Consider the following 21,481-nt stretch of genomic DNA (forward strand, 5'->3'; position numbering starts at 1 on the left):
GTTTTTAATCTATAATAAAAGCTACTAGTACGATTCGTTTTGGTGGCTTTTTTGTTTTTAAGGTATCGTTTATGAGGTGTTTTCTATGTTTGTTACTCTTGTGTTTTAATGGGGTAAAAGCTGAATCAGCATTCGCGATTGATGTTGTACATAGTGAAAATTTTGATAAGCGTTATCTCTCTTTTTTAAATGGGCGTGAGGTAATGGAAGTTGATAGCTTTTATCCTACAACTAACGGAACTCACCTAGAAATTATTGAAAGAATATTATTACAACAAGCACTCTACTTAGGGGGAGAAACTCGACCTGTAACATTTCGTTCTAAGCCCCAAGCGAGTGCGTCTGAGTTTGATGCAATAATTGATGGTAAAAGTTTAATGTTAGCGAGAACTGTTTGGCATGATGAATTACTTGATTTTAAAGGCTCACTTTATATTAGCGAACCAATAATCAATCTTGGAGAATATCAAGCGGGTTTATTTGTTTCAGTTAATAATAAAAAAGAAACTGATAATTTAAAATTGAGTGACTTAACGGTTGTTGTGAATCCGCGGTGGCGAGTGGACTGGTTAGCATTAAGTAATTCACCGATCACAATGATAAGCCATATTGGTAAGTGGGAAGATATGCTTGCTATGGTTGATGCGCATATAGTAGACGCAATGATGATTAATTTTAGCGTGGGTGAAGAGCTTGAATTGAATTATGAAGGTAAACATTTTACTCCTATTAAAAATGTTAAAGTTGTCCTGCCAGATACACGCCATTTTATTGTCAGTAAAACTCACCCAGAAGGTAAAAAAGTAATTGCTGCATTGGAGAAAGGATTGAAAATATTAAGACACCGAGGAGTAATTACTAAAGCTTTGAAGCAATCAGGTTTTATTAATGAAGCGACAAGTGGTTGGCAAATAATTAACCAGCAAATGATAGCTCCTAAAATTAATGATTAAAGTTTATTTATTTCTCATCATCGCAATGTCTTTCTTTAGTGGCTCTGTTTATTCACAAACTGAGCAAGAGTTAGGGTATGGCTCACAAGAAAAGCTGGAGTTTTATTATAAGAAACTCAAAAAGGATATTGCTGCTGATGATAACTTCTCTATCATGCAATATTTACCGCAGTTAAGAACTTTAGCTGTATCACAAAAATCCAATGATATAGAAATTGAAACCTACTTATTAGAAGCCAAAATAAAACGTCGCTATGGATCTTACGAACAAGGTCTTAAGTTAAACTACCAAGCTTTATCTTTAGCGAAATCATATAATAATGAAATTTATATAGCTTGGGCATATCTCCATTTGGCGAATTTACAGCTAGAGTTAGATAAATTTAGTTCAGCTTTAGAATATCTTCAAAACGCTATCGATTTCTATGAGAAAGAACAAAGTGACTACACTGCGCTTATGTATCTTTGGCAAAGTAAAATATATTTAGCTATGGGGAGTTATTATCAAGCATTAGAGTCGAGTAAGAAAGCATTAAACCTAGTTAACAGTAATGCCAAAATACACTTTGATGTTTCAGTTAATCATGCAACTATTTTATTAAAGTTAGGAAAAGACGTTGCAGCAGATACAGCATTGAAAAACGTAGATTCGTCTTTTATTGATAGCGCACCAGGGCAGATGAAACTTCAATATTACCTAGCGCTCGCAAATTTAAATCTGCAAAAAGGTAATTTTTTGCAGGCTACCAAAATAGCAGTAAAACAATTAAATCAAAACCCTAATACCCGTTTTCTAGAAGAGCGAGCACAACTACAGTACTTGGTTGCAATGGCGTATAGGCAACTCAAACAGTATAAACTTGCGTATGAATATCTAGCTCTTCATACATTCAGCAAAAAAACATTTAACCTTCAGCGCCGCAATAATAAGTTACTACAACTTGAAGCCCATTATAATTTTGATATTCAAAGCCAAAAATTACAAGTGTTGAGTAAAGATAATGCGTTAAAAGAGCAACGTTTGTTACAGCAAGAGCAGTTGTTTGAGAATCATAAACTAGAGCAACAAAAGTGGATTTTAGCTGTTGTTTTATTTTTTGGGGCAATGGGCTTTATCTATTGGCGTTGGCAGAATCAACGATACTTGGTGAAATTACAGAAGCGAGTTGATGAGCGAACGGCTGAACTTGCTAAAAGTAATGAACGTTTAAAAGCATTCAGTTTCACAGATAGCCTTACCAGATTAAATAACAGGCATTACCTATACAATGCTATAAATAGCGTACTAGAAAAGCAATCCAATCTAGTTTTTGCTCTTATTGATATCGATCACTTTAAAAAAATTAATGATACCTATGGGCATAATGTGGGTGATCAGGTATTAGAACAGTTTTCGTCGATCTTAAAAAAGTACCGTACTAGCGAAGACTTGTTAATACGTTGGGGTGGTGAAGAGTTTTTATTTATTAGCTCAAATAAATACCATGATTCGGCGAAAATGTTTGAACAAATTAGACAGGAAGTGTCTGCACATCCATTTGTTTCATTATCCGGAGAGAAACTTACCATAACTTGCTCGATAGGGTTTGCAAACTATCCGTTTGTAAAAGATTCACCGCAAGACTTTTCGTGGGAGCAAGTTGTTGAACTAGCGGATGGTGGGTTGTATTTAGCTAAAGAAAACCAACGCAACGCTTGGGTTGGATTATCGGCAAATGAAAACGTTTTAACTTGGGACAAAGACGCAATTAATAACTATCGAGAGTATATACAAAGGGGACATTTGATAGTGAAAACAAATATTAAAACTAATATTTCGATATTGTAATTATTTAATCCTATAGGGTGGTTTTTCGTTCAAATTTGATGTGAGTTTTCAGAGCTGTGGTGATAACCATAACTATACGTTTAAAAATGGCCGATACAGCTATGTACTGCAAGTAACAGTAATTGGCTGTGATACCTCACCTTCAGGTTGGCTTGAAGTATATAAAGACGATAAGCAGTTATTATTTGAAAACGTGGTGAGCAATAAATAAAAGTTATATGTAAAAATAAAAAACCGCCAAACGGCGGTTTTTTGCTAAGCGGTTATATATTAGTGACTTTTTTCAAAGTCGTTAACTTCGCGCTCGGCTTCTTCTTTAGATCTACCATATTTCTGCTGGATTTTACCAACCAGTTCAGTACGGCTACCTTCGATTTTGTCTAAGTCGTCATTAGTTAAGTCGCCCCATTTTTGTTGCGCTTTACCTTTAAGTTCTTTCCAATTACCTTCGATACGATCACTGTTCATAATTAGCTCCTTATAGTGGTTAATGAATTTACTTTCACTTCTAAAGGAGCAAGGCTTATACCAATCCTAAATAAAAATATTTAATCACGAATTATCAGTTGATTATGAATTCTTGTTACGGCTGAGTAGGTTTGGGAGTTATAAAGACTTTAAAAAATATACCTCATTTTTGTAATTTTTTCTGACTTGTAATTCACAGTAGAAACCGTTTGCTGTAGTTTTTGCTACAATGGCGCAAAGTCATTGAGAGAAAATTGTCGTGCTGCCGGTTCAAGATATATATCAACAACTCACTGCAATATTAAAAGCTAATCCTATTACTTTGCTGCAAGCTCCACCTGGTGCGGGTAAGTCAACTTGGTTGCCACTAAACTTAATGCGTGATGGGCACTATAAACGTATTGTAATGCTTGAACCACGACGTTTAGCTGCGCGTAATATTGCAAGTTATTTAGCTCGTTGCCAAGATGAACCTGTTGGGCAGAGTGTAGGGCTTCGGGTGCGAGGCGAAAGTAAAGTAAGCGCTAATACCCGCCTTGAGATTGTGACCGAGGGCATGCTCACGCGCATGCTACAAAATGATCCAGAGCTAAGTGATGTTGATTTACTGATATTTGATGAATTCCATGAACGCTCTATCGCAGCCGATACTTCCTTAGCTTTTGCACTTGAAACACAAGCTGCACTGCGTGAAGACTTAACTATTTTACTTATGTCGGCAACACTTGATACGCAGCGTTATGTGGCTTTTTTTGACTGCCCAGTAGTGCAATCACAAGGGCGCAGTTTTCCAATTGACGAAGTATATATTCCGATAAAAGATGAAAGCCGCTGGCTTGATGACATCTCGCAAATTATAAAACAGGCACTCAATGAGCAAATAGGTAGCGCGCTGGTGTTTTTACCAGGGCAACGTGAAATAGTGCGTGTGCAACAAGCGCTTAATGATTTACCGGCAGATTGTGAGGTGTTTACACTGTTTGGTGAGCAAGATAAAAACCAGCAACAAGCAGCCATAGCACCTGCAGATAAAGGGAAGCGTAAAGTAGTGCTCACCACCAATGTTGCTGAAACCAGCTTGACCATTGAAGGCATTCGCATTGTTGTGGATAGTGGTAAACGTCGTGCTGCGAGCTTTAATTTAAAAACAGGGGTAACAGAGCTCACTACTCAAAGTATTTCTCGCTCATCAGCAGTACAACGGGCAGGACGTGCAGGGCGTATTGAGCCCGGCGTGGTTTACAGGTTGGGCTCCAAGCAAACCTTTGAGCGGCGTAATAGCCACGATAACCCTGAAATTCTCACCTCAGATATAAGTCAGCTCATACTCGAGGCAAAGCTCTGGGGCGCTGATATCAGCGAGTTAACCTTGCTTGATAAACCAACTGAGCAGCAATGCAGCCAAGCGCTAAGTTTACTGCAAATGTTAGAAGCGGTTGATGATAAGGGAAAGCTGAGTGTTTTAGGCAGTAAAATGCTGACGTTTGGTGCTGATATTCGCTTGGCACACATGTTATTAAAAGCGCAGCAGCTTGAAACACAAAATGCGGGGATTTATCGTTTAGCCATTTATTTGGTCGCATTATTAGAAAGCCGCGTTAATTGCGCTGCCGAGCTTAATGTTGCTTTGCATAGTATGCAACAACGACCCCATCCAGTTTTTAAACAGCAGCTTAAATATTGGCAAAACCGTTTAAAGGTGAGCGATGATAAAAGCGAACTAAAGAGTGAATACCTTAGCGTGCTGGTGGCGCTGGCTTATCCTGATCGCATTGCAAAAAAACGAGGAAATGGTTACTTACTTGCTAATGGCGCTGGCGCTGAACTAAATAGTGATTATTGGCACAACGACGAATACCTAGCGATTGCAACGATGGGCGGCCATAAAGGTGGGCGGATATTTGCAGCAACAGCTTTGAGCCCATTTGAGCTTGAGGAGTATTTACCGCATTTATTTAGTGAGCAAACGCGTTGTGAATTTGACGAAAAAGCAGCACGTTTTATTCACCAAGATGAAGTTAAACTCGGTGCTATAACTCTTAGCAGTCAACCAAGTAAGCAAAAACTTGATAAAAATGAGCGTGCCAAAGCATGGCTTAACTTATTTAATAAACAGGGCTTTGCACTATTTAACGAGCAACCCGATGCCCAGCAATTACTTATTCGTATGTGCTTAGCTTATAAACTTTTACCCGAGCAATTTCCGTTCATAACAGAGCAGTCACTTATTGACCAAGCCGATACTTGGCTTGGCGTATACCTACAATATATCAAAACGCTTGAGCAGCTTAAAAAGTTAAACTACTTTGAAGCACTGCAAAATTGCTTTGATTGGCAACAGCAAACGGCTTTAAAGTCACTATTACCACTTAGATTAATCGTACCAAGCGGTTCAAATATTCGTATTGAATATCAATTCGATGGCCCTGCAAAACTCAGTGTGCGGATGCAAGAAGTATACGGCATGACAACCTCCCCGGTACTTGCTCAAGGTAAGCTCCCGTTACTAATGGAGTTATTATCGCCAGGTAAACGTTCGTTGCAGTTGACCCAAGATTTAGCTCACTTTTGGGCAACCAGTTACCGCGAAGTGCAAAAAGAAATGAAAGGTAGATACCCCAAGCACTTCTGGCCAGATGATCCAGCTAATAGTGTTGCCACCAATAAAGTAAAAAGTAGGATGTGAGTAGAATTAGCAAGAGCAAAGTTAGCAAGGATGAAGTTAGTAAGAGCAAAGTTCATAAATTATGCTTTTATAATTAACAGCTCTTTAGTAGGCTGGGACTGCTAATCTTTAACAAGGAGTTATGATGAAAAAGCACTGTATTTTATTCTGTTTTATGGTTTTTGCTATATTTAATCTACAAGCAAGTGAAGAGCAACCTGTCGCTAAGCAGTGGTTAGCTGTGGTAGATAGTGGCGATTACGCGTTGAGTTGGCAGCAAAGTGATGCGTTCTTTAAAGAAAATGTTAGCCAAGACCTATGGGTATCAAAACTAGGTGAAGTTCGTACCCCGCTGGGTGATGTAAAATCCCGTGAGCAAGTAAACCGTAAAACGTTTGACTCGTTGCCTCAGTTACCAAAAGGTGAGTATGTGTTACTGCAATTTAATACTGATTTTGCAAACAGGCCTGAGTCGACTGAAACAATTACTTTAAAAAAGTCAGCCGAGCAATGGCAAGTGATTGGCTATTTTATTCAATAGCCAATGTGCTACCTAATCAACCCAGGAGTCTATGTGTCTAATCATATTACGCTTGCTCAATATGTAAAAAAACGTACTGGCGTACCTTTAGGCGCTAGCGGTTCTATGAGTAACATGCTTAAACGCTCTTTTGGTGCGCCATCTTTTTATTTATTTTGGCGTTATTGGAACCCAATCTGGAGCTACTATTTGTCACGCTATGTGATGAAGCCTACATCATCATTTTTGCCTCATTGGTGTGCCGTGATCATCACGTTTGCAATCAGTGGGGCATTACATGATTTAGCCGTTATGCTAATAAAATTCAAGCTATTGTTCTTCTTCACACCTTGGTTTAGTTTAATGGCAGTGTGTGCGGTGTTAAGTCTCAAGCTGAGATTATCGTTTTTGCACTTTCCAATGTCTGTTAGAGCTTTCATTAATTTTCTTTATATTAGCGGTAGTTTTTACCTCACTGAACTATTTTTATAAATACAGCATTAAAATATAAAGCTATACATTTCATTTATTTGTTGTTTATATGGCGTATGTAATTTAAACAATGGAATACCTGATGAAAAAAATAACGGCTATATTTTCAGTGGTTTTAATGTGTATGTCACTCAGTGTTACGGCTGCCAATAAAGAACTCGAAACGCTCGCTCAACAATACTTTTCTACTATGATTGCTACTCAAGCGCCGAGTGCGACGCATAAAGAGTTAGAAGCGTTTTTGGCGTTATTAAGTGATGATGTAGGTAACCAACATATTCCATTCCAACCTGATGATACCCGCGCACCTGACGGTAAAGAAAATATGCGCAAAGGCATGACGTTTTATTTAGCTGCTCACACCGAGTATGAAGCCAAACTGCTTAACACATTTATTTTTAATAACTCAGGTTTTGCAATTCGTTATAGTCATCATGCTAAAGGCATTCATCCGCAAAACCAGCAGCCTATAGAATATAGCCAGACTATTATGGATGTTATTGAAGTAGAAGACGGAAAAATAGTGATGATACGTAAATACCACCAGTAGCTTTATTTTAAACAACCAAAAAGGAGCTTTTAATGCCACATTTTGTGATTGATTGTGCCAGTTCAATTCTAGAGCTATGCGATGAAGCAACTCTAAACGAAGCGATACACAAGGTTGCTCATAGCACCGACTTATTTGTTGAAAGTGATATAAAAGTAAGAGTTAACTCCTTTGATAGCTACTTAGTCGGAAATAAGCAAGAGCCATTTATTCATGTATTTACACACATAATGCAAGGGCGAACTACAGAACAAAAAGCGGCACTATCTAAAGCGGTCGTCACTAAATTAAATGAAATGTTTCCTGATATTAAAAATATAGCTATGAATATAAATGACTTTGAAAAAGCGACTTACTTCAATAAAACCCAACTTTAAGCTTTCACCTAAAAAAAGAATACCATGCTACGTTTAAGAGAGCTCAAATCAGACGATCAAACTTTACTCGTCAACTACTTAAATAACCCGGATGTAAAACGGTTTTTATCCCCTAAAATACCGTCACCATACACAATGGATGATGCATGCTGGTGGATTGAAATTGGCAGTAAGGCAGGCGGAATTTTTGCCATTGAAAAAGATGGCTTATTTATAGGTTGCGTAAGCGCTATAGCCGGTGAGCTCGAGTATTCTAAGTCGGCAGAGGTTGGCTATTGGCTTGCCAAGGATTATTGGGGGCAGGGGATTGTGACTAAAGCCTTAGCATTACTAATAGCGCAGGTTCAAGCAACAACGGATATTGTGCGCTTACACGCTGTTGTGTTTGAAGGGAATACAGGCTCAAGTAAAGTTTTACTAAAGTCTGGCTTTAAGCACGAAGCCTTGCTAGAAAAAGCCATTTATAAAGAGAATTGTTTTTACAATGCGAATTTATATGGTCAACTAATAAGCAAATAAATCAACTTAATAATTAATGTACAAAACAAATGCCCATAGTTAGAGTGTTGCTTAGTATTCATTGCCTTTCGTAAACTCTAGTTTTAACCACTCTTTTAACTGCAAAATATCATCTTGCTCGGCTTTTGCTTTCGTTGTGGCGAAATAAAACTGCTGATATGGGTTTAATACTGGCTCATCAATTTGTATCAACATACCATGTTTTATATCATCTCTTACGAACTGCTTGTGGGTGACTAAAATACCTAGCTGCCTCATTGCCGCTTGAGTAGCTTGTACTGAAATACTAAACGTTAAGTTCTTATGTTGCCTTGGCTTTTTAAGGTTCTTAGCATCACACCAGACTTGCCAATCATTGAGGCGACGTGGGTTTTCTACAAAAATAGCGGGATAAGTATTGAATATAGTCTGTATATCTTGGATTGTATCCTTAAGTAGTTGTGGGCTACATACTAATATTAGCTCATCATCACCAAGCTTCTCGCACTGGTATTTAGTCCAATCTTTAGCATGTCCATGGATTAATGCAGCATCAACACCTTGGCGCTCTAAATCAAATTCACCGACTAAATTCGATAAGCGAACGTCAATTTGTGGAGCCGCGGATTGAAATTGTGCCACTCGTGGGATCCACCAATGCAGTGCCATTGAATTTACCATATTCAACGTAATATACGGCTGAGGGAGCTGACTATGACTCGCTTCTTGACTGGCAGCAATGATCTCTTCAATCGCAGGTAATACTCGTTGATAATAACGTTTTCCTACTGAATTTAATGACACCGTGCGGCCATGGCGGGTAAACAATTGAGTATTCAGCTTTGCTTCTAATGATTTTATCGCTTGGCTAACAGCGGAGTGGCTAACGCTCAATTGCTCAGCGGCATGCACCATACTGCTAGACTCAGCAACAGCAATAAAGCTATAGAGTGATTTTAATGGTACGTTCTTAATCATATGTCATTACCAATGGTTAAGTTTTTCTTACATGTTAGTGCGGTATTATTCGCTTTTTTATTAATTAGATTCAAGTTAAATTACCGTCACCCTCATTATCTTGCTGAAAATACTGTTAAAAAGTATTTTCTATTCGGAATTTAATTTATGCCTCTTCACTTTAAGCCTAGCTTATTTATGTTGTTGTCCACATTTACTTTAATGGCTTTAGGTGTTGTTATTCAAAATATGACGACACAAGGTATCATTTGGCGCTGGGACTTATTACTCGGGTTGGCGGCCGGTTTCTTTAATGGCTGCTCGCAAGTTGCGTTGTTTCGAGCCAGTAAAGTGGACTTACCTGTTATGGTAATTAATGGTTGGAGTTTTGCATTTGCAGCTATGATTGTTATGCCAATGCTTACGATTACACAACCCAATTATACGGCAAGTTTAATACACATGAACGAGTTGAGTTGGGGAGTTGTAACTTTGCTGATTATGCTTGGTTTTAGCACTGCATCAACACAGTTTTACCGCTCTAAAGCGTATTGCTTAGTGGCATCAAATTCAGAGTTAGCACCGCTGATCTACACGAATCTCATTTTTGCTTTTTTGTTTCAAATATTATTTTACGATACCAATATGACTTGGCTTCAAGTTGTCGGCACAGGGTTGATAATTTTAGCCAGTTTATTGAACACCTTTGGACCGAGGTATTTGGATTATTGGAAATTAGGCGTTTAAATAGCTGAACAGTGAAGTAGGAAGTGTTCCCCAAGTATGTGGTACTCGGTATTAGTCCTGAAACCATAAGGTCTCAGGGCGGGGATCTGCGGTTTACCGTAGGCTTCTCGGTACATGCCGAGCTTGCACAATAGTAGACGAACAGAAACCCTAACATAAAATTTATCGGCTCAGGGACTTAACCAAGCTCCAACAACCTAGGGAACGCCTTTAGTATATAAGACATAAACCAAACCTTACACCCCAAATTGAAAAAACTTCTATCACTTGCTTGGTTTTTCAACGCTGGTAACTGGCTATTTACTTTTCGGATTGCTTTTTGACCTCAATCATACAATTAATTGGAGTTGCTATTTATCGAGTGGTAGCATTGAGTTAAATCCCACAGTGAAGATATTATCATGAGCGAATTACCAGATTACCAACAAGCCCAACTCCTATTGGAAAAAAACCAAATTTTTGTTTCCCCAGCAGAAGCCCACGGCGTGATCAGTGGTTTACTCGCATGTGGTTTGAACATTGAAGCCAAAGATTACTTAGCGTTATTAAGCGATGTGTTTAATGATGGCCAAGCATTCAGTAATGATCTAAAAACCTTTTTTGCCACTATTTATAAGCAGGTTGTTGAAAGCTTTAGTGGTGAAGAGTTTCAGTTTGACTTATTTTTACCAAGCGATGATGAAACTTTAATAGATCAAGCGAATGGTTTGGTGTCTTGGGTTGCCGGTTTTATGCTTGGTTTTGGTTTAAAACAAAAAGATTACGGTAAACTGTCGGCTGACGTGAAAGAAGTGATCAGTGATTTTAGTGAAATTACGCGTCTAGACACCATGTTTGATGAAACTGAAGAGGACGCTCAAGCGCTTCATGAAGTAATTGAGTACGTACGAGTTTCTGCATTGTTATGTTTTGCTGAGCTTGGCAAAGAGCAAACCACTGACACGAAAAAAACACTTCACTAAAAACAGCAAAGCAGGGTTAACTATGCCAACAGTGTGTATTGATAAAGCCGAATTTAAAGCGCGTCGAGAACACTTGCTTTCGCTTATGGGGCCAAATAGTGTTGCAATTATCCCTGCTGCTAGCGAAGTTACTCGCAGTCGAGATACTGACTATGCCTTTCGCCAAGATAGCGACTTTTATTACTTAACAGGGTTCAATGAACCAGACGCGGTATTAGTGTTATCTACCCTTAGTGATAAGCAAAGCACACTGTTTTGTTTAAACAAGGATAAACTTGCGGAGATATGGCATGGTCGCCGAATTGGTTTTGAAAAAGCGAAAAAAGATTACTTATTCGACCAAACATGTGCACTCAGTGAACTAACTGAACAATTATTGAATTTGGTGAACGGCCAGCAGATATTATTTTATGCACAAGGTAGTTATCCAAAGTTTGATGACAAAGTGTGGTCATTATTAGGCACACTGCGAAGTAACCGTACATTAAAAGCACCTACAACGATTAAAGATATTAGCGCTTTGATCCATGAAATGCGTTTATTTAAATCACCTGCAGAGGTGAATATTATGCGCAGTGCATGTGAAATTAGTGCCCAAGGGCATATTCGAGCGATGCAATTTGCTAAACCGGGCGCGACTGAGTATCAATTAGAGGCTGAGCTACATCATCACTATGCGATGAACGGTGCGCGTTATCCTGCTTATGGCACCATTGTTGGTGGAGGCGATAATGCTAATATTTTACACTATACCGATAATTGTGATGTGTTAAACGATGGTGATTTAGTGCTTATTGATTCGGGTTGTGAGCTACAAGGTTATGCTGCGGATATAACGCGTACCTTTCCTGTAAATGGTCAATTCAGTGAGCCTCAGGCTCAGCTCTATAATATCGTATTAGCTGCTCAAGAAGCTGCATTCATTGAAGTTAAACCTGGTGGTTGCCTTTCAAAAGCAAATAAACGCGCAATGATCGTACTTACTCAAGGCTTAATTGATTTAGGTATTCTGCAAGGTGAATTACACGAGCTTTTGGCTAGCCAAGCGTGTAAGGCGTTTTATATGCACGGCCTTGGTCATTGGCTTGGTTTAGATGTGCACGATGTTGGTGACTACAAGCAAGATGAAAAAGAACGCTCATTTGAAGCTGGCATGGTGCTTACCATTGAGCCTGGGCTTTATATTAGTCTTGATGCTAAAGCACCAGAGCAATTTAAAGGTATTGGCATTCGTATTGAAGATAACCTACTAGTTACAGAGCAAGGTTATGAAAACTTGACTCAAAGTGTGCCTAAAAGTATCCGTGAAATTGAAGCGCTTATGAGCCTAAAGGCTAACTAAACCCTAGGAGTAAAGCGTGGCAGAACAGTTTGATGTTGTAATAATCGGTGGCGGCTTAGCGGGGGCGAGTTGTGCGTTAAGCCTTGCCAGTGGCGCATCTGATTTATCTATCGCGGTTGTTGAAGCTAATCAACCCAGTGATGATTATCACCCGAGTTTTGATGATCGCAGTATTGCACTAGCCCAACAGTCGGTGCAATTTTTACAAACTGCCAATATATTTGACCCACAAGCTTCGTTTGCAGCTGTTATTAAACAAGTTAGCGTGTCAGATCGCGGTCATTTTGGTAAAACACATATTGATTGCAATGAATTTGCGCAAAGCGCTTTGGGTTATGTAGTTGAGGTTAATCCATTTGGCCGGTCTTTACATAATCAATTAATGAATACCGCGGTTAAAGTATTTTGTCCTGACACCATTGCAAGTTTGAATTACCAAGTAGATTCAGCACAGCTAACACTTGAGTCGGGGGCTGAGTTAAACGCAAAACTTGTGATCATTGCTGATGGCGCACAGTCCCCAACGCGACAATTAGTCAATATTAACTTTACAACCGAGCCTTATTCACAAGGCGCGATTATTGCGAACATTGAAGTGGCGGGTGGTCATCATGACCATGCATTTGAACGTTTCACAGAGCACGGGCCTATAGCACTACTACCTATGAGCAAGAACCGTTACTCATTAGTATGGTGTATGGAGCCTGAGCAAATCAAGCAGCATATGGCGCTTGATGATATGGCATTCATCATGGCACTACAAAATGCATTTGGTTATCGCGCCGGACAATTTGTTAAAGCAGGTGTACGCACCAGCTATCCACTCGTTTATGGCCGTGCGGACTCACTCTATAGCCATCGCACCTTATTAATAGGCAACTCAGGGCATGCTATTCACCCTATCGCAGGGCAGGGTTTTAATTTAGGTTTGCGTGATATACAAGTACTATGTGACTTAACAAAAGGGGAGCATGAGATTGGGAGTTATGCATTTTTGCGTCATTACGCTCAGCTGCGAAGCCAAGATATAAATACTGTTATGACGCTAACCGATGGCTTGGTTCGATTATTTTCAAACACCTCTCGTGTTTTAGCATTCGGCCGCAGCTGCGGTTTATTCACAATGGATTTATGTTCTTCATTTAAAGCTCCGTTAGCAAAACAATTGATGGGGCAAGTAAAGCAAGGTAAACGACTATGAAACAAGCACAAGTATGTGTAGTTGGTGGCGGGTGTGTGGGGCTCACACTTGCACTGGGTTTAGCAAAAGCTAACGTTAGTGTCATTGTCATTGATGCCGCTGCGAAACAGCAATTACCAGGTGATGATTATGGTTTGCGTGTCAGTGCATTAAGCCTTGCTAGCCAAGCGTTATTTGAATCAATTGGTGTGTGGCCACAAATTGTTGCTCAGCGCGCTCGCGCATACACCCATATGGATGTTCGAGATCAAGATAGCTTTGGTAAAATAGCATTTAATAGCGATGAGCTTGATTTACCTCAGTTAGGTCACATTGTAGAAAATGACATTATTCGCTATGCATTAATAAATGAGCTTGAAAAGCACAGTCAAGCGACCCTGATGTTTGAAACGCGGTATCAACAAATTCATCAAAGTGAAAATGATGTATTTGTTACTCTTGAATCAGGTGAACCAATTATTGCTAAGCTTTTGGTGGCAGCGGACGGTGCTAACTCTTCAATTCGAAAACAGTTTAACTTACCTATCACGTTTAAAGATTATGATCATAATGCGATTGTTGCGACGGTAAAAACCGCCGAGCCACATAATAATACTGCACGCCAGGTATTCTTACCTACTGGGCCATTAGCATTTTTACCTCTGACAGATAAACACACGCATTCAATTGTTTGGTCAACGAGCCCTGAGCATTGTCAGTCCCTATTAGCGATGGATGATGCTGATTTTAATAAAGCGGTTATGGCTGCACTGGATGGTCAGTGTGGTTTATGCGAGATACAAAGTCAGCGTGCTGCATTTCCACTTAAAATGCGTTACGCCCAGCAATGGGTTGCAGGTAAAGTGGTGCTCATCGGCGATGCTGCACATACAATTCACCCCCTCGCAGGGCTTGGGATGAATTTAGGCCTGAAAGATGCCAGTTATTTGATTGAATTACTCAGTGAGCAAAATACAGAGTTTGCCAGTGATCGCACCTTGCGTGATTACGAACGCACCCGCAAGCTCGATGCGCAAAAGCATATTGCTATGATGCAAGGTTTAAAAGAGTTATTTGCAGGTACTCACCCAGTTAAAAAGTTGATACGCGGTGTTGGTTTGAGCATGGTTGATAACCTAGGGCCGATAAAACATCTTTTTGCCAAACAAGCGATTGGTAAATAAAAGCAGCGGCGTGTATAAAAAAAAGAGCGCCAATGGCGCTCAACAAGGGGAGTGTAATTCTTTAAAATCGGTATTTATTGTTCTAGCTCAACGAGCATTTTATTTTCTATGATCTCTATACCTTGAGTGTTCTCGATAAATTTTTGCGCAAGGGCACGTTCAAAACCGTTGCTCGCGATGCCATTTAATTCAATTTTGTTACCTATCACGGTTAAGTTTAGCTGTGAGAGGTTTAAGTTTGGGTTGTTAAGTAACTTGTTAACTGTAAGCTGTTGTAAAGTGGGTTGAGTTGAAGCGCTACTGACCATAATACTGCTTGGCGCTGCACTCACTTGCGTTGCACAGGCAAGTAAAAAAACACAACTAAGCGATATAAGTGATACGGTTAATTTGAAGCGGTTCATGATTTCCCTCAAGCTTGCTTAATTAAAGATATATTCTTAATTACAAATACCATTCCAATAATTAACCTTATGAAAATACTAGGTATTTAATTTTATCATGTGAAAATTAAATCTAACTTGGGTATTTTTTACATTCGAATAAGTAAAAAACTCTTTGCCCAATAGAACGATGAGTTTGGCGGCTAAAAGTTAAAATATTTTATTTACACTTTGACTGAGCAACACCGCGAATTTGTTCCATAACATAAATAAGCGTATTTCCTGAGTCTTAAACTTGTACCAGCCAATAACTAAGTTTAATAGGGGAGGGAGTATTTTTGTATGAACTAAGTTGACAGCGTTGTCTTTGCATGTTTCTATAAGAGGGTTGTGAATTAAATGTTAATTTACAGCGCAAAATTTTTACATCCAAGGAATATAAAATGAGCGTGTCAAAGACCCCTAGATTCAAAATAACCGCATTAACAAGTGCTATTTTATTATCAGCTGCAGGCTCTGTGATGGCCGAGCAGGTTGAAGCAGAACGTTTTATTGTGCATTTATCTGAGCAAACAACTGCGATGCATACTACCTTCGCCCGTAGCCAAGCACAGGTTAATGATATGAAACGTAGTTTAATGAATAACATTGCCACACAGGTGAATATTGATGTTATTCAACCTTTGCCTGGGGTAAATGCTATGGCCGTTATGCTAACAGCAGAACAAAAACAACGGTTATTACAAAACTCTGAAGTGGCGACTATTGAAGTGGATCCTAAACGTTACTTAATGGCTGAAAGTACACCTTATGGCATTACTATGGTTCAGGCTCAACAGCTCTCTGATGATCTCACTGGTAACCAAAAAGTATGTATTATGGATACAGGCTATACCCTTAGCCACCCAGATTTGCCTAATACAGGCATAACAGGAAGTGATGGTTATGGAGCTAATAATACAGGGAATTGGTACAATGATGGTAATGGGCACGGCACCCATGTAGCTGGAACAATTGCAGCACTTGGTGGTAATGGCTTAGGTGTTGTTGGTGTTAATTCTTCAGGTCAATTAGGGCTACATATTGTAAAAGTATTTAATGACCAAGGTAATTGGGCATATGGCTCAGATCTCGTTGCTGCAATTGGCCAATGTCAATCGGCTGGTGCAAGCGTTACCAGTATGAGTTTAGGTGGTTCGCAATCATCAAATGCTGAACGTCAAGCTTTTGCTAATAGCTATGCGCAAGGTATGTTGCATATTGCAGCGGCGGGTAATGATGCCAATAGCGCGTTAAGCTACCCGGCATCTTATGATTCGGTAGTATCGGTGGCGGCGGTTGATCAATCTGGTAATAAAGCATCGTTCTCTCAATATAATGCTCAAGTTGAACTAGCGGCTCCAGGCGTAGGTACAAATTCGACTTGGAATAATGGTGGCTATAAAAGCATTAGTGGTACTTCAATGGCGACACCGCATGTATCGGGTGTGGCTGCGCTAGTATGGAGTCATTACCCTAATTGTAGTAACCAGCAAATTCGAGATGCGTTAAATGTGAGCGCAGAAGATAGAGGTACGCCAGGACGAGATACGTCATATGGCTTTGGAATTGTTAAAGCAAAAGCAGCTTACGATTATTTAGCACAATCAGAATGTGGTGGTGGCAGTGATGTTGATAATGCGCCTGTTGCAAGTTTCAGTGCAACCGTAAATGATAAACAGGTTACTTTTAATAATACCTCTACGGATGATAAAGGGATCAGCAGTTATAACTGGAGCTTTGGTGATGGTAATTCATCAACCGTTGAAAATCCAACGCACATATTTGCTGTTGATGGTAACTACAGCGTTACTTTAGAAGTAACAGATACAATTGGACAAACAAGCCGACGAAGTCAAACTGTGACAATTACATCATCAGAAGATGGTTGTGATGGTCTTGCAAGTTGGGATGCGACAAAAGCATACCGGATTGCAGATCAAGTTGAATTTGAACAAGCGAAATATAAAGCCACATGGTGGTCTACTGGAGCAAATCCGGCAATTTTCTCGAATGTATGGTCATATCAAGGTGATTGTCATAATTCTGGAGACGACAATCAAGCACCTAAGGCTAATTTTGATTATAGTGTAAATGGGTTGATTGTTAGCTTTAGTAATTTATCAACGGATGATGTGGCGGTAACTGCTTCTAATTGGAACTTTGGTGATGGTGTGACTGCTAATACAAAAACACCGAGCCATACTTATCAAGTTTCAGGTTTATATGATGTAACCTTAACGGTGAGTGATGCGCAGGGGTTTAGCCATAGTTTGGTTAAAACGGTTACAGTAACGGATGATAGTACACCTCCAGCTTGTAGTGGGTTGCCTATGTGGAGTGCAACCACAGCTTATACCGCAGGTAATGAGGTCGCATATAACGGTATTCGTTACCAAGCTAAATGGTGGACGCAAGGTGCTAATCCAGCAGATAATTCATCAGCATGGGCGGTATGGAAAGATTTAGGTGCGTGCCAATAACAGCCATAAAAGTAAAAAGCCGAGCTTGTAAGTGCTCGGCTTTTTTAATTGTGGTTATTTTTTCTTTTTAACTTTTGCCTTCGCCTTTTTACGGGCTTTAATTTTAGCTGGATCTTTTAGTTTCTTGACTGGCATTTTAGCTTCTTTATGCTGTGGCTCAATGCCTTTTATTACGCGGCGTTTAAGTTTTTGCTCAGTGTAACGCTCAACCTTAGCTAAAACGGCCACATCGTGCGCTTCCACTAATGAAATCGCGATGCCTTTTTTACCTGCGCGACCAGTACGACCAATACGATGTACATATACGTCGGCGGTACGTGGCATATCAAAGTTAATGACATGGCTAATGTCAGCTACATCAATACCGCGTGCGGCAACATCTGTTGCAACCAATATTTTGGTACGGCCACTGTGGAAGTTTTCCATTGCTTTCATGCGTTTGTCTTGTGGCATTTCGCCACGTAACCAGGCTGCTTTTACCCCGTTGTTGGTGAGTTCACCAATGAGGGTTTCAAGGCGCTCTCGAGTTTTAACAAACACAATTGCTTTGCTGACATCTGGGCCATTTAAGGTATTAACTAATAGCTCAAGCTTATGATGGTAGTCATCGGCTAAATGTACCCATTGATGGATCTTAGCTTTTTCTTTACGTGACGACTCTGCTTCAAGCAGTGCCGGATCATTTAAAATACGCTCTGCGAATTGCTCTACGCTGTCGCCTTCAAGTGTTGCTGAAAATAGAAAGCACTGACGACGGTTTTTAGCTTCATCACAAATGCGCAGCATTTCTTTACGAAAGCCCATATCTAACATACGGTCTGCTTCATCTAAAATAAGCATCTCAACATTTTCAGCATGAAAGTTTTCTGTTTCTAAGTATTCCATTAATCGCCCAGGGGTAGCGATTAAGATATCGTTATTTTTTTCAAAAATTTCTTTATGCGTGCCGTAATTAATACCGCCTGTAACCACACCTATTTTTAAATGTGTTTGTTTGGCAAGTAACTCACATTGTTCATGAATTTGATACGCAAGTTCACGGGTCGGGGTCATAATTAACACTCGCGCAAAGCCAGGCTCGCGGCGTGGGAAATCCAGTAAGTATTGAATTGCTGGAATTAAAAATGCAGCGGTTTTACCTGTGCCTGTAGGCGCTGATGCTAAAATATCACGCCCTTGCAGTGCTTCAGGAATAGCTTGTTGCTGAATGCTGGTTGGGGTCTCATAACCCATTTTAGCGACGGCGTTTAGTAACTTGTTATCGATATCAAAATCAGAAAATTGCATAGAGTGTCAAAAATAGAGGACAATTGACGTTAATTATACGCGCTATACTGCGGTTGGTGAACGAAAAGGTGAAAAAATGTCAGGTTTTGTGTTTAAACAATTTAAAGTCGAGCATGACCAATGCGCTATGAAGGTATCGACCGATGGCATTTTACTGGGAGCGTGGGCAAAATTAGTCAGCGGTCAAAGAGCGCTTGATATTGGCACTGGCACTGGTTTACTTGCATTAATGTGCAAACAGCGCGCTGCTAACTTGGTTATAACCGCTGTTGAAATAGACGAGCCTGCTTACATTCAAGCAAAACAAAATATCGCAAATAGCCCTTGGCCTGATATTGCACTTTTCCATCAAAGTATTCAAAATTTTGCAGCTGATGAACTATTTGACGTGGTGATCAGCAATCCTCCTTACTTTAATAATAGTTTAAAAGGGGATGATACCGCACGAAACGCGGCACGCCATACTGACGGCTTGAGTTTTAGCCAGTTGATTGCTGCATTTAAACGATTAACGCATCATGCTGCACTGTTTAACTTAATTTTACCAAGCAGCGAAGCTCAATTATTTATAGCACAAGCGTCTGCGCAAGGGCTTTATTTACAACATCTTTGTTTAGTGCAAACTAAAAAAACTAAGCCTGCAACGCGCAGCTTAATGTGTTTTGGCTATCAAGAGGTTGATTGCAATCCTCAGCATTTAATTATTCATAATGAAGACGGCCAATACAGTGATGATTTTGTTAAGCTGTGTAAGGACTTTTACTTAAAAATGTAAGCTTTATTGAATAGTAGGTACAAATAACGCACACTGACCAAAATGACTCGGAGTAAATAGATATGGATAATCAATTACCTAAATCACTCATGATACTGCTAGCAGTGTTACAAGGGATTGCTTTAACATTGTTATATCGCAGCCTTGAAGCCGCAACATGGCCCGCCGCCGACCCTATTTGGTTTACCTCTTTAGCTACATTTGTAATCAGTTTTCCTTTACTGACCTTACTCGCTGTGGAGCAAGGTAATATAAAAAAACTGCTTATTTATTTGCTTCCTTTTTGCTTATTGTTGTCACTATTGGGCGCATACATTGGATCTGAGCATTACCCGTTAGCGTTTATTGATAATGATTGGCTAACTGCTACGTTTGTAATGACCTCTTTGGTAGCAAGCTTTAAAGCTTTAATGTATATCCAGCAGTTTATAGATAAAGAGGCGATTCATTATGCTCAGTTGTTTAAACTTTCATGGCGTAATTTTCTTTTATTTATAGAGTGTTGGTTATTTGTATTAATTTTCTGGGGCATTTTAAATTTAGGCGCAGCCTTATTTGACGCGTTGGACATTGAATTTTTCACAACGCTATTAAGAAAAGAATGGTTTTGGATCCCTACAATTACCTTAGCGTTTGCTTTTGCGAGCATTGTATTTAGAAGCTTGTTAAATGCAGAGCAAAGCATAGCAACATTACTGCAAGTTCTAATCAAGTTTTTACTGCCTGTTTTAACTATTGTTTCTTTTGGCTTTTTAGCGACTTTACCCTTTGCTGGGCTTGAAAAATTATGGCAAACAGGCAGGGGGACTTCGTTAGTGTTGTGGCTGCAACTATTAACACTCTTTTTTATAAATACGGTTTATCAACAGGCGTCATTACAGCGCCCTTACAATGTTGTATTACATAGATTGATTATTATAGGTGTTGGTTTATTACCTATTTATAGCTTAATTGCGGCTTATGGGTTGTGGTTACGTGTTGATCAATATGGCTTAAGTGTTGCTAGATGCTGGGCCATTTTAATGTGCTTTCTACTGGCGTGTTTTTCGTTTGGCTATTTAGTTGGGATTATCAAAAAGCGTGATGCGTGGCTTGAGGTTCAAAACAAGGTCAATATTGGCATGGGGCTCATTGTGCTGGTAAGTATGCTGCTGGTAAATTCACCTTTGTTAAATTTTCAACGTATCGCGAGTGATAGCCAGATTGCGCGCTTAAATGATGGTAAAGTCACGCTTGAAGAGTTTGATTATAATTACTTTGCATCAAATCTGGGACGGCAAGGTTATCTTGCAATGCAAGATTTGAAAGCGCAAATAAAAAACTCGCACCCAGAGCAAGTGACAATTATTGAGCGAATGTATGTAAACACTGATTTTAAAACCGCAGAAAAGTCTACAACCCTCTCTGAATTTATTGCCCACAGTGTATTTTGGCCAGAACAAGAGGTGTTTTCTGATGAATTGATTGAGGCTGTATTCAATAGCATGCATTTTAGCAACTGGGCGCCTTTGCATAGTTATTCATTTTATTTTGTCGCTATTGATTTAAATAACGATGAGCAGTTAGATTATGTTTTCATTGATGAAACAAATGATTTCACCAATGCTAAATTATGGTCTCATAATGGTAGTAAATGGCAGCAATACTACATGACTACGGATAACCCAGACCAAATCAAGTGGTTAAAAAGTCTAATAAACGCCAATGATATAAGCGTAGAGCAGCCTCAATATAACCACTTAAGAGTCGGTGATGCAGTATTTAAAGTCACAAATGAAATAGAAAATTAAA

At 39.5% G+C, this 21,481-nt stretch carries 21 protein-coding genes and 1 other RNA gene; 17 read left to right on the forward strand and 5 right to left on the reverse strand.

Annotated features, from left to right (window positions below):
• The first annotated feature begins 203 nt into the window (after positions 1-203).
• Genes B5G52_RS12040 through B5G52_RS22075 form a run of 3 tightly spaced genes read left to right on the forward strand, consistent with a single transcriptional unit; the run spans position 204 to position 2,992 of the window.
• Positions 204-953 (forward strand): hypothetical protein, encoded by a 750-nt coding sequence (locus B5G52_RS12040; protein WP_254911194.1) that lies wholly within the window; start codon positions 204-206, stop codon positions 951-953.
• Positions 946-2,781: a GGDEF domain-containing protein gene (locus B5G52_RS12045; protein WP_087532899.1), complete on the forward strand. Its 1,836-nt coding sequence runs from the start codon at positions 946-948 to the stop codon at positions 2,779-2,781. Before B5G52_RS12040 ends, B5G52_RS12045 begins: the two co-directional genes overlap by 8 nt.
• Before the next feature lie 40 nt (positions 2,782-2,821).
• Positions 2,822-2,992, forward strand: coding sequence for a hypothetical protein (locus tag B5G52_RS22075; protein WP_176372542.1), 171 nt, complete (start codon positions 2,822-2,824; stop codon positions 2,990-2,992).
• A gap of 59 nt (positions 2,993-3,051) precedes the next feature.
• On the opposite strand, the gene B5G52_RS12055 is transcribed toward B5G52_RS22075, so the two are convergent.
• Positions 3,052-3,249, reverse strand: a complete 198-nt coding sequence (locus B5G52_RS12055; protein WP_087532900.1) for a CsbD family protein — start codon at positions 3,247-3,249, stop codon at positions 3,052-3,054.
• A 259-nt stretch (positions 3,250-3,508) separates the two neighbouring features.
• Between B5G52_RS12055 and hrpB the strand changes: the two genes are divergently transcribed.
• The 6 genes from hrpB (at position 3,509) to B5G52_RS12085 (ending at position 8,372) form a co-directional block, all read left to right on the forward strand.
• Entirely contained in the window at positions 3,509-5,935 is a 2,427-nt protein-coding gene (gene hrpB / locus B5G52_RS12060; protein ID WP_087532901.1) for an ATP-dependent helicase HrpB, read from the forward strand.
• Between the two features lie 121 nt (positions 5,936-6,056).
• Positions 6,057-6,455 (forward strand): DUF4019 domain-containing protein, encoded by a 399-nt coding sequence (locus tag B5G52_RS12065; protein WP_087532902.1) that lies wholly within the window; start codon positions 6,057-6,059, stop codon positions 6,453-6,455.
• 33 nt (positions 6,456-6,488) lie between these two features.
• A complete protein-coding gene (locus B5G52_RS12070; RefSeq protein WP_087532903.1) occupies positions 6,489-6,926 on the forward strand; it encodes an acyltransferase in 438 nt (145 codons plus the stop codon).
• Positions 6,927-7,044: 118 nt separating this feature from the next.
• Positions 7,045-7,476 carry a nuclear transport factor 2 family protein gene (locus B5G52_RS12075; RefSeq protein ID WP_087532942.1) on the forward strand — a complete coding sequence of 144 codons (432 nt, stop codon included), beginning with the start codon at positions 7,045-7,047 and terminating at the stop codon, positions 7,474-7,476.
• Between the two features lie 32 nt (positions 7,477-7,508).
• On the forward strand, positions 7,509-7,853 hold the full coding sequence (locus B5G52_RS12080; protein ID WP_087532904.1) for a 5-carboxymethyl-2-hydroxymuconate Delta-isomerase: 345 nt from the start codon (positions 7,509-7,511) through the stop codon (positions 7,851-7,853).
• Between the two features lie 24 nt (positions 7,854-7,877).
• Entirely contained in the window at positions 7,878-8,372 is a 495-nt protein-coding gene (locus B5G52_RS12085) for a GNAT family N-acetyltransferase (RefSeq protein ID WP_087532905.1), read from the forward strand.
• Between the two features lie 51 nt (positions 8,373-8,423).
• Here B5G52_RS12085 and B5G52_RS12090 read toward each other — a convergent pair whose 3' ends face one another.
• On the reverse strand, positions 8,424-9,329 hold the full coding sequence (locus B5G52_RS12090) for a LysR substrate-binding domain-containing protein (protein ID WP_087532906.1): 906 nt from the start codon (positions 9,327-9,329) through the stop codon (positions 8,424-8,426).
• Positions 9,330-9,476: 147 nt separating this feature from the next.
• Between B5G52_RS12090 and B5G52_RS12095 the strand changes: the two genes are divergently transcribed.
• The gene (locus B5G52_RS12095; protein ID WP_087532907.1) at positions 9,477-10,055 is read left to right on the forward strand and encodes an EamA family transporter; all 579 of its coding nucleotides are present in this window, start codon (positions 9,477-9,479) and stop codon (positions 10,053-10,055) included.
• 23 nt (positions 10,056-10,078) lie between these two features.
• Here the strand turns inward: B5G52_RS12095 and ssrS are convergent.
• Positions 10,079-10,262, reverse strand: a non-coding RNA gene (gene ssrS / locus B5G52_RS12100) — 6S RNA.
• A gap of 194 nt (positions 10,263-10,456) precedes the next feature.
• On the opposite strand from ssrS, the gene B5G52_RS12105 reads away from it, so the two are divergent.
• From B5G52_RS12105 to B5G52_RS12120, 4 genes are read left to right on the forward strand one after another with little or no spacing between them, the layout of a single operon-like run.
• Positions 10,457-11,017, forward strand: a complete 561-nt coding sequence (locus B5G52_RS12105; RefSeq protein ID WP_087532908.1) for a UPF0149 family protein — start codon at positions 10,457-10,459, stop codon at positions 11,015-11,017.
• A gap of 22 nt (positions 11,018-11,039) precedes the next feature.
• On the forward strand, positions 11,040-12,359 hold the full coding sequence (gene pepP / locus B5G52_RS12110; protein WP_087532909.1) for a Xaa-Pro aminopeptidase: 1,320 nt from the start codon (positions 11,040-11,042) through the stop codon (positions 12,357-12,359).
• A 16-nt stretch (positions 12,360-12,375) separates the two neighbouring features.
• On the forward strand, positions 12,376-13,560 hold the full coding sequence (ubiH, locus tag B5G52_RS12115) for a 2-octaprenyl-6-methoxyphenyl hydroxylase (RefSeq protein WP_087532910.1): 1,185 nt from the start codon (positions 12,376-12,378) through the stop codon (positions 13,558-13,560).
• Positions 13,557-14,723: an FAD-dependent monooxygenase gene (locus tag B5G52_RS12120; RefSeq protein ID WP_087532911.1), complete on the forward strand. Its 1,167-nt coding sequence runs from the start codon at positions 13,557-13,559 to the stop codon at positions 14,721-14,723. Before ubiH ends, B5G52_RS12120 begins: the two co-directional genes overlap by 4 nt.
• A gap of 74 nt (positions 14,724-14,797) precedes the next feature.
• Here B5G52_RS12120 and B5G52_RS12125 read toward each other — a convergent pair whose 3' ends face one another.
• Entirely contained in the window at positions 14,798-15,127 is a 330-nt protein-coding gene (locus B5G52_RS12125) for a BON domain-containing protein (protein WP_087532912.1), read from the reverse strand.
• Positions 15,128-15,549: 422 nt separating this feature from the next.
• On the opposite strand from B5G52_RS12125, the gene B5G52_RS12130 reads away from it, so the two are divergent.
• The gene (locus B5G52_RS12130) at positions 15,550-17,628 is read left to right on the forward strand and encodes a S8 family serine peptidase (protein WP_087532913.1); all 2,079 of its coding nucleotides are present in this window, start codon (positions 15,550-15,552) and stop codon (positions 17,626-17,628) included.
• A 54-nt stretch (positions 17,629-17,682) separates the two neighbouring features.
• On the opposite strand, the gene srmB is transcribed toward B5G52_RS12130, so the two are convergent.
• Positions 17,683-18,915: an ATP-dependent RNA helicase SrmB gene (gene srmB / locus B5G52_RS12135; protein ID WP_087532914.1), complete on the reverse strand. Its 1,233-nt coding sequence runs from the start codon at positions 18,913-18,915 to the stop codon at positions 17,683-17,685.
• Positions 18,916-18,991: 76 nt separating this feature from the next.
• Here srmB and B5G52_RS12140 point away from each other — a divergent pair, with 76 nt between their 5' ends.
• Together B5G52_RS12140 and B5G52_RS12145 are read left to right on the forward strand one after the other, a co-directional pair.
• Positions 18,992-19,690 carry a tRNA1(Val) (adenine(37)-N6)-methyltransferase gene (locus tag B5G52_RS12140; protein WP_087532915.1) on the forward strand — a complete coding sequence of 233 codons (699 nt, stop codon included), beginning with the start codon at positions 18,992-18,994 and terminating at the stop codon, positions 19,688-19,690.
• Positions 19,691-19,752: 62 nt separating this feature from the next.
• The gene (locus B5G52_RS12145) at positions 19,753-21,480 is read left to right on the forward strand and encodes a DUF4153 domain-containing protein (protein WP_087532916.1); all 1,728 of its coding nucleotides are present in this window, start codon (positions 19,753-19,755) and stop codon (positions 21,478-21,480) included.
• Position 21,481: the final 1 nt, after the last annotated feature.

Source organism: Pseudoalteromonas sp. A601, from assembly GCF_002165575.1.
Lineage (GTDB): Bacteria > Pseudomonadota > Gammaproteobacteria > Enterobacterales > Alteromonadaceae > Pseudoalteromonas.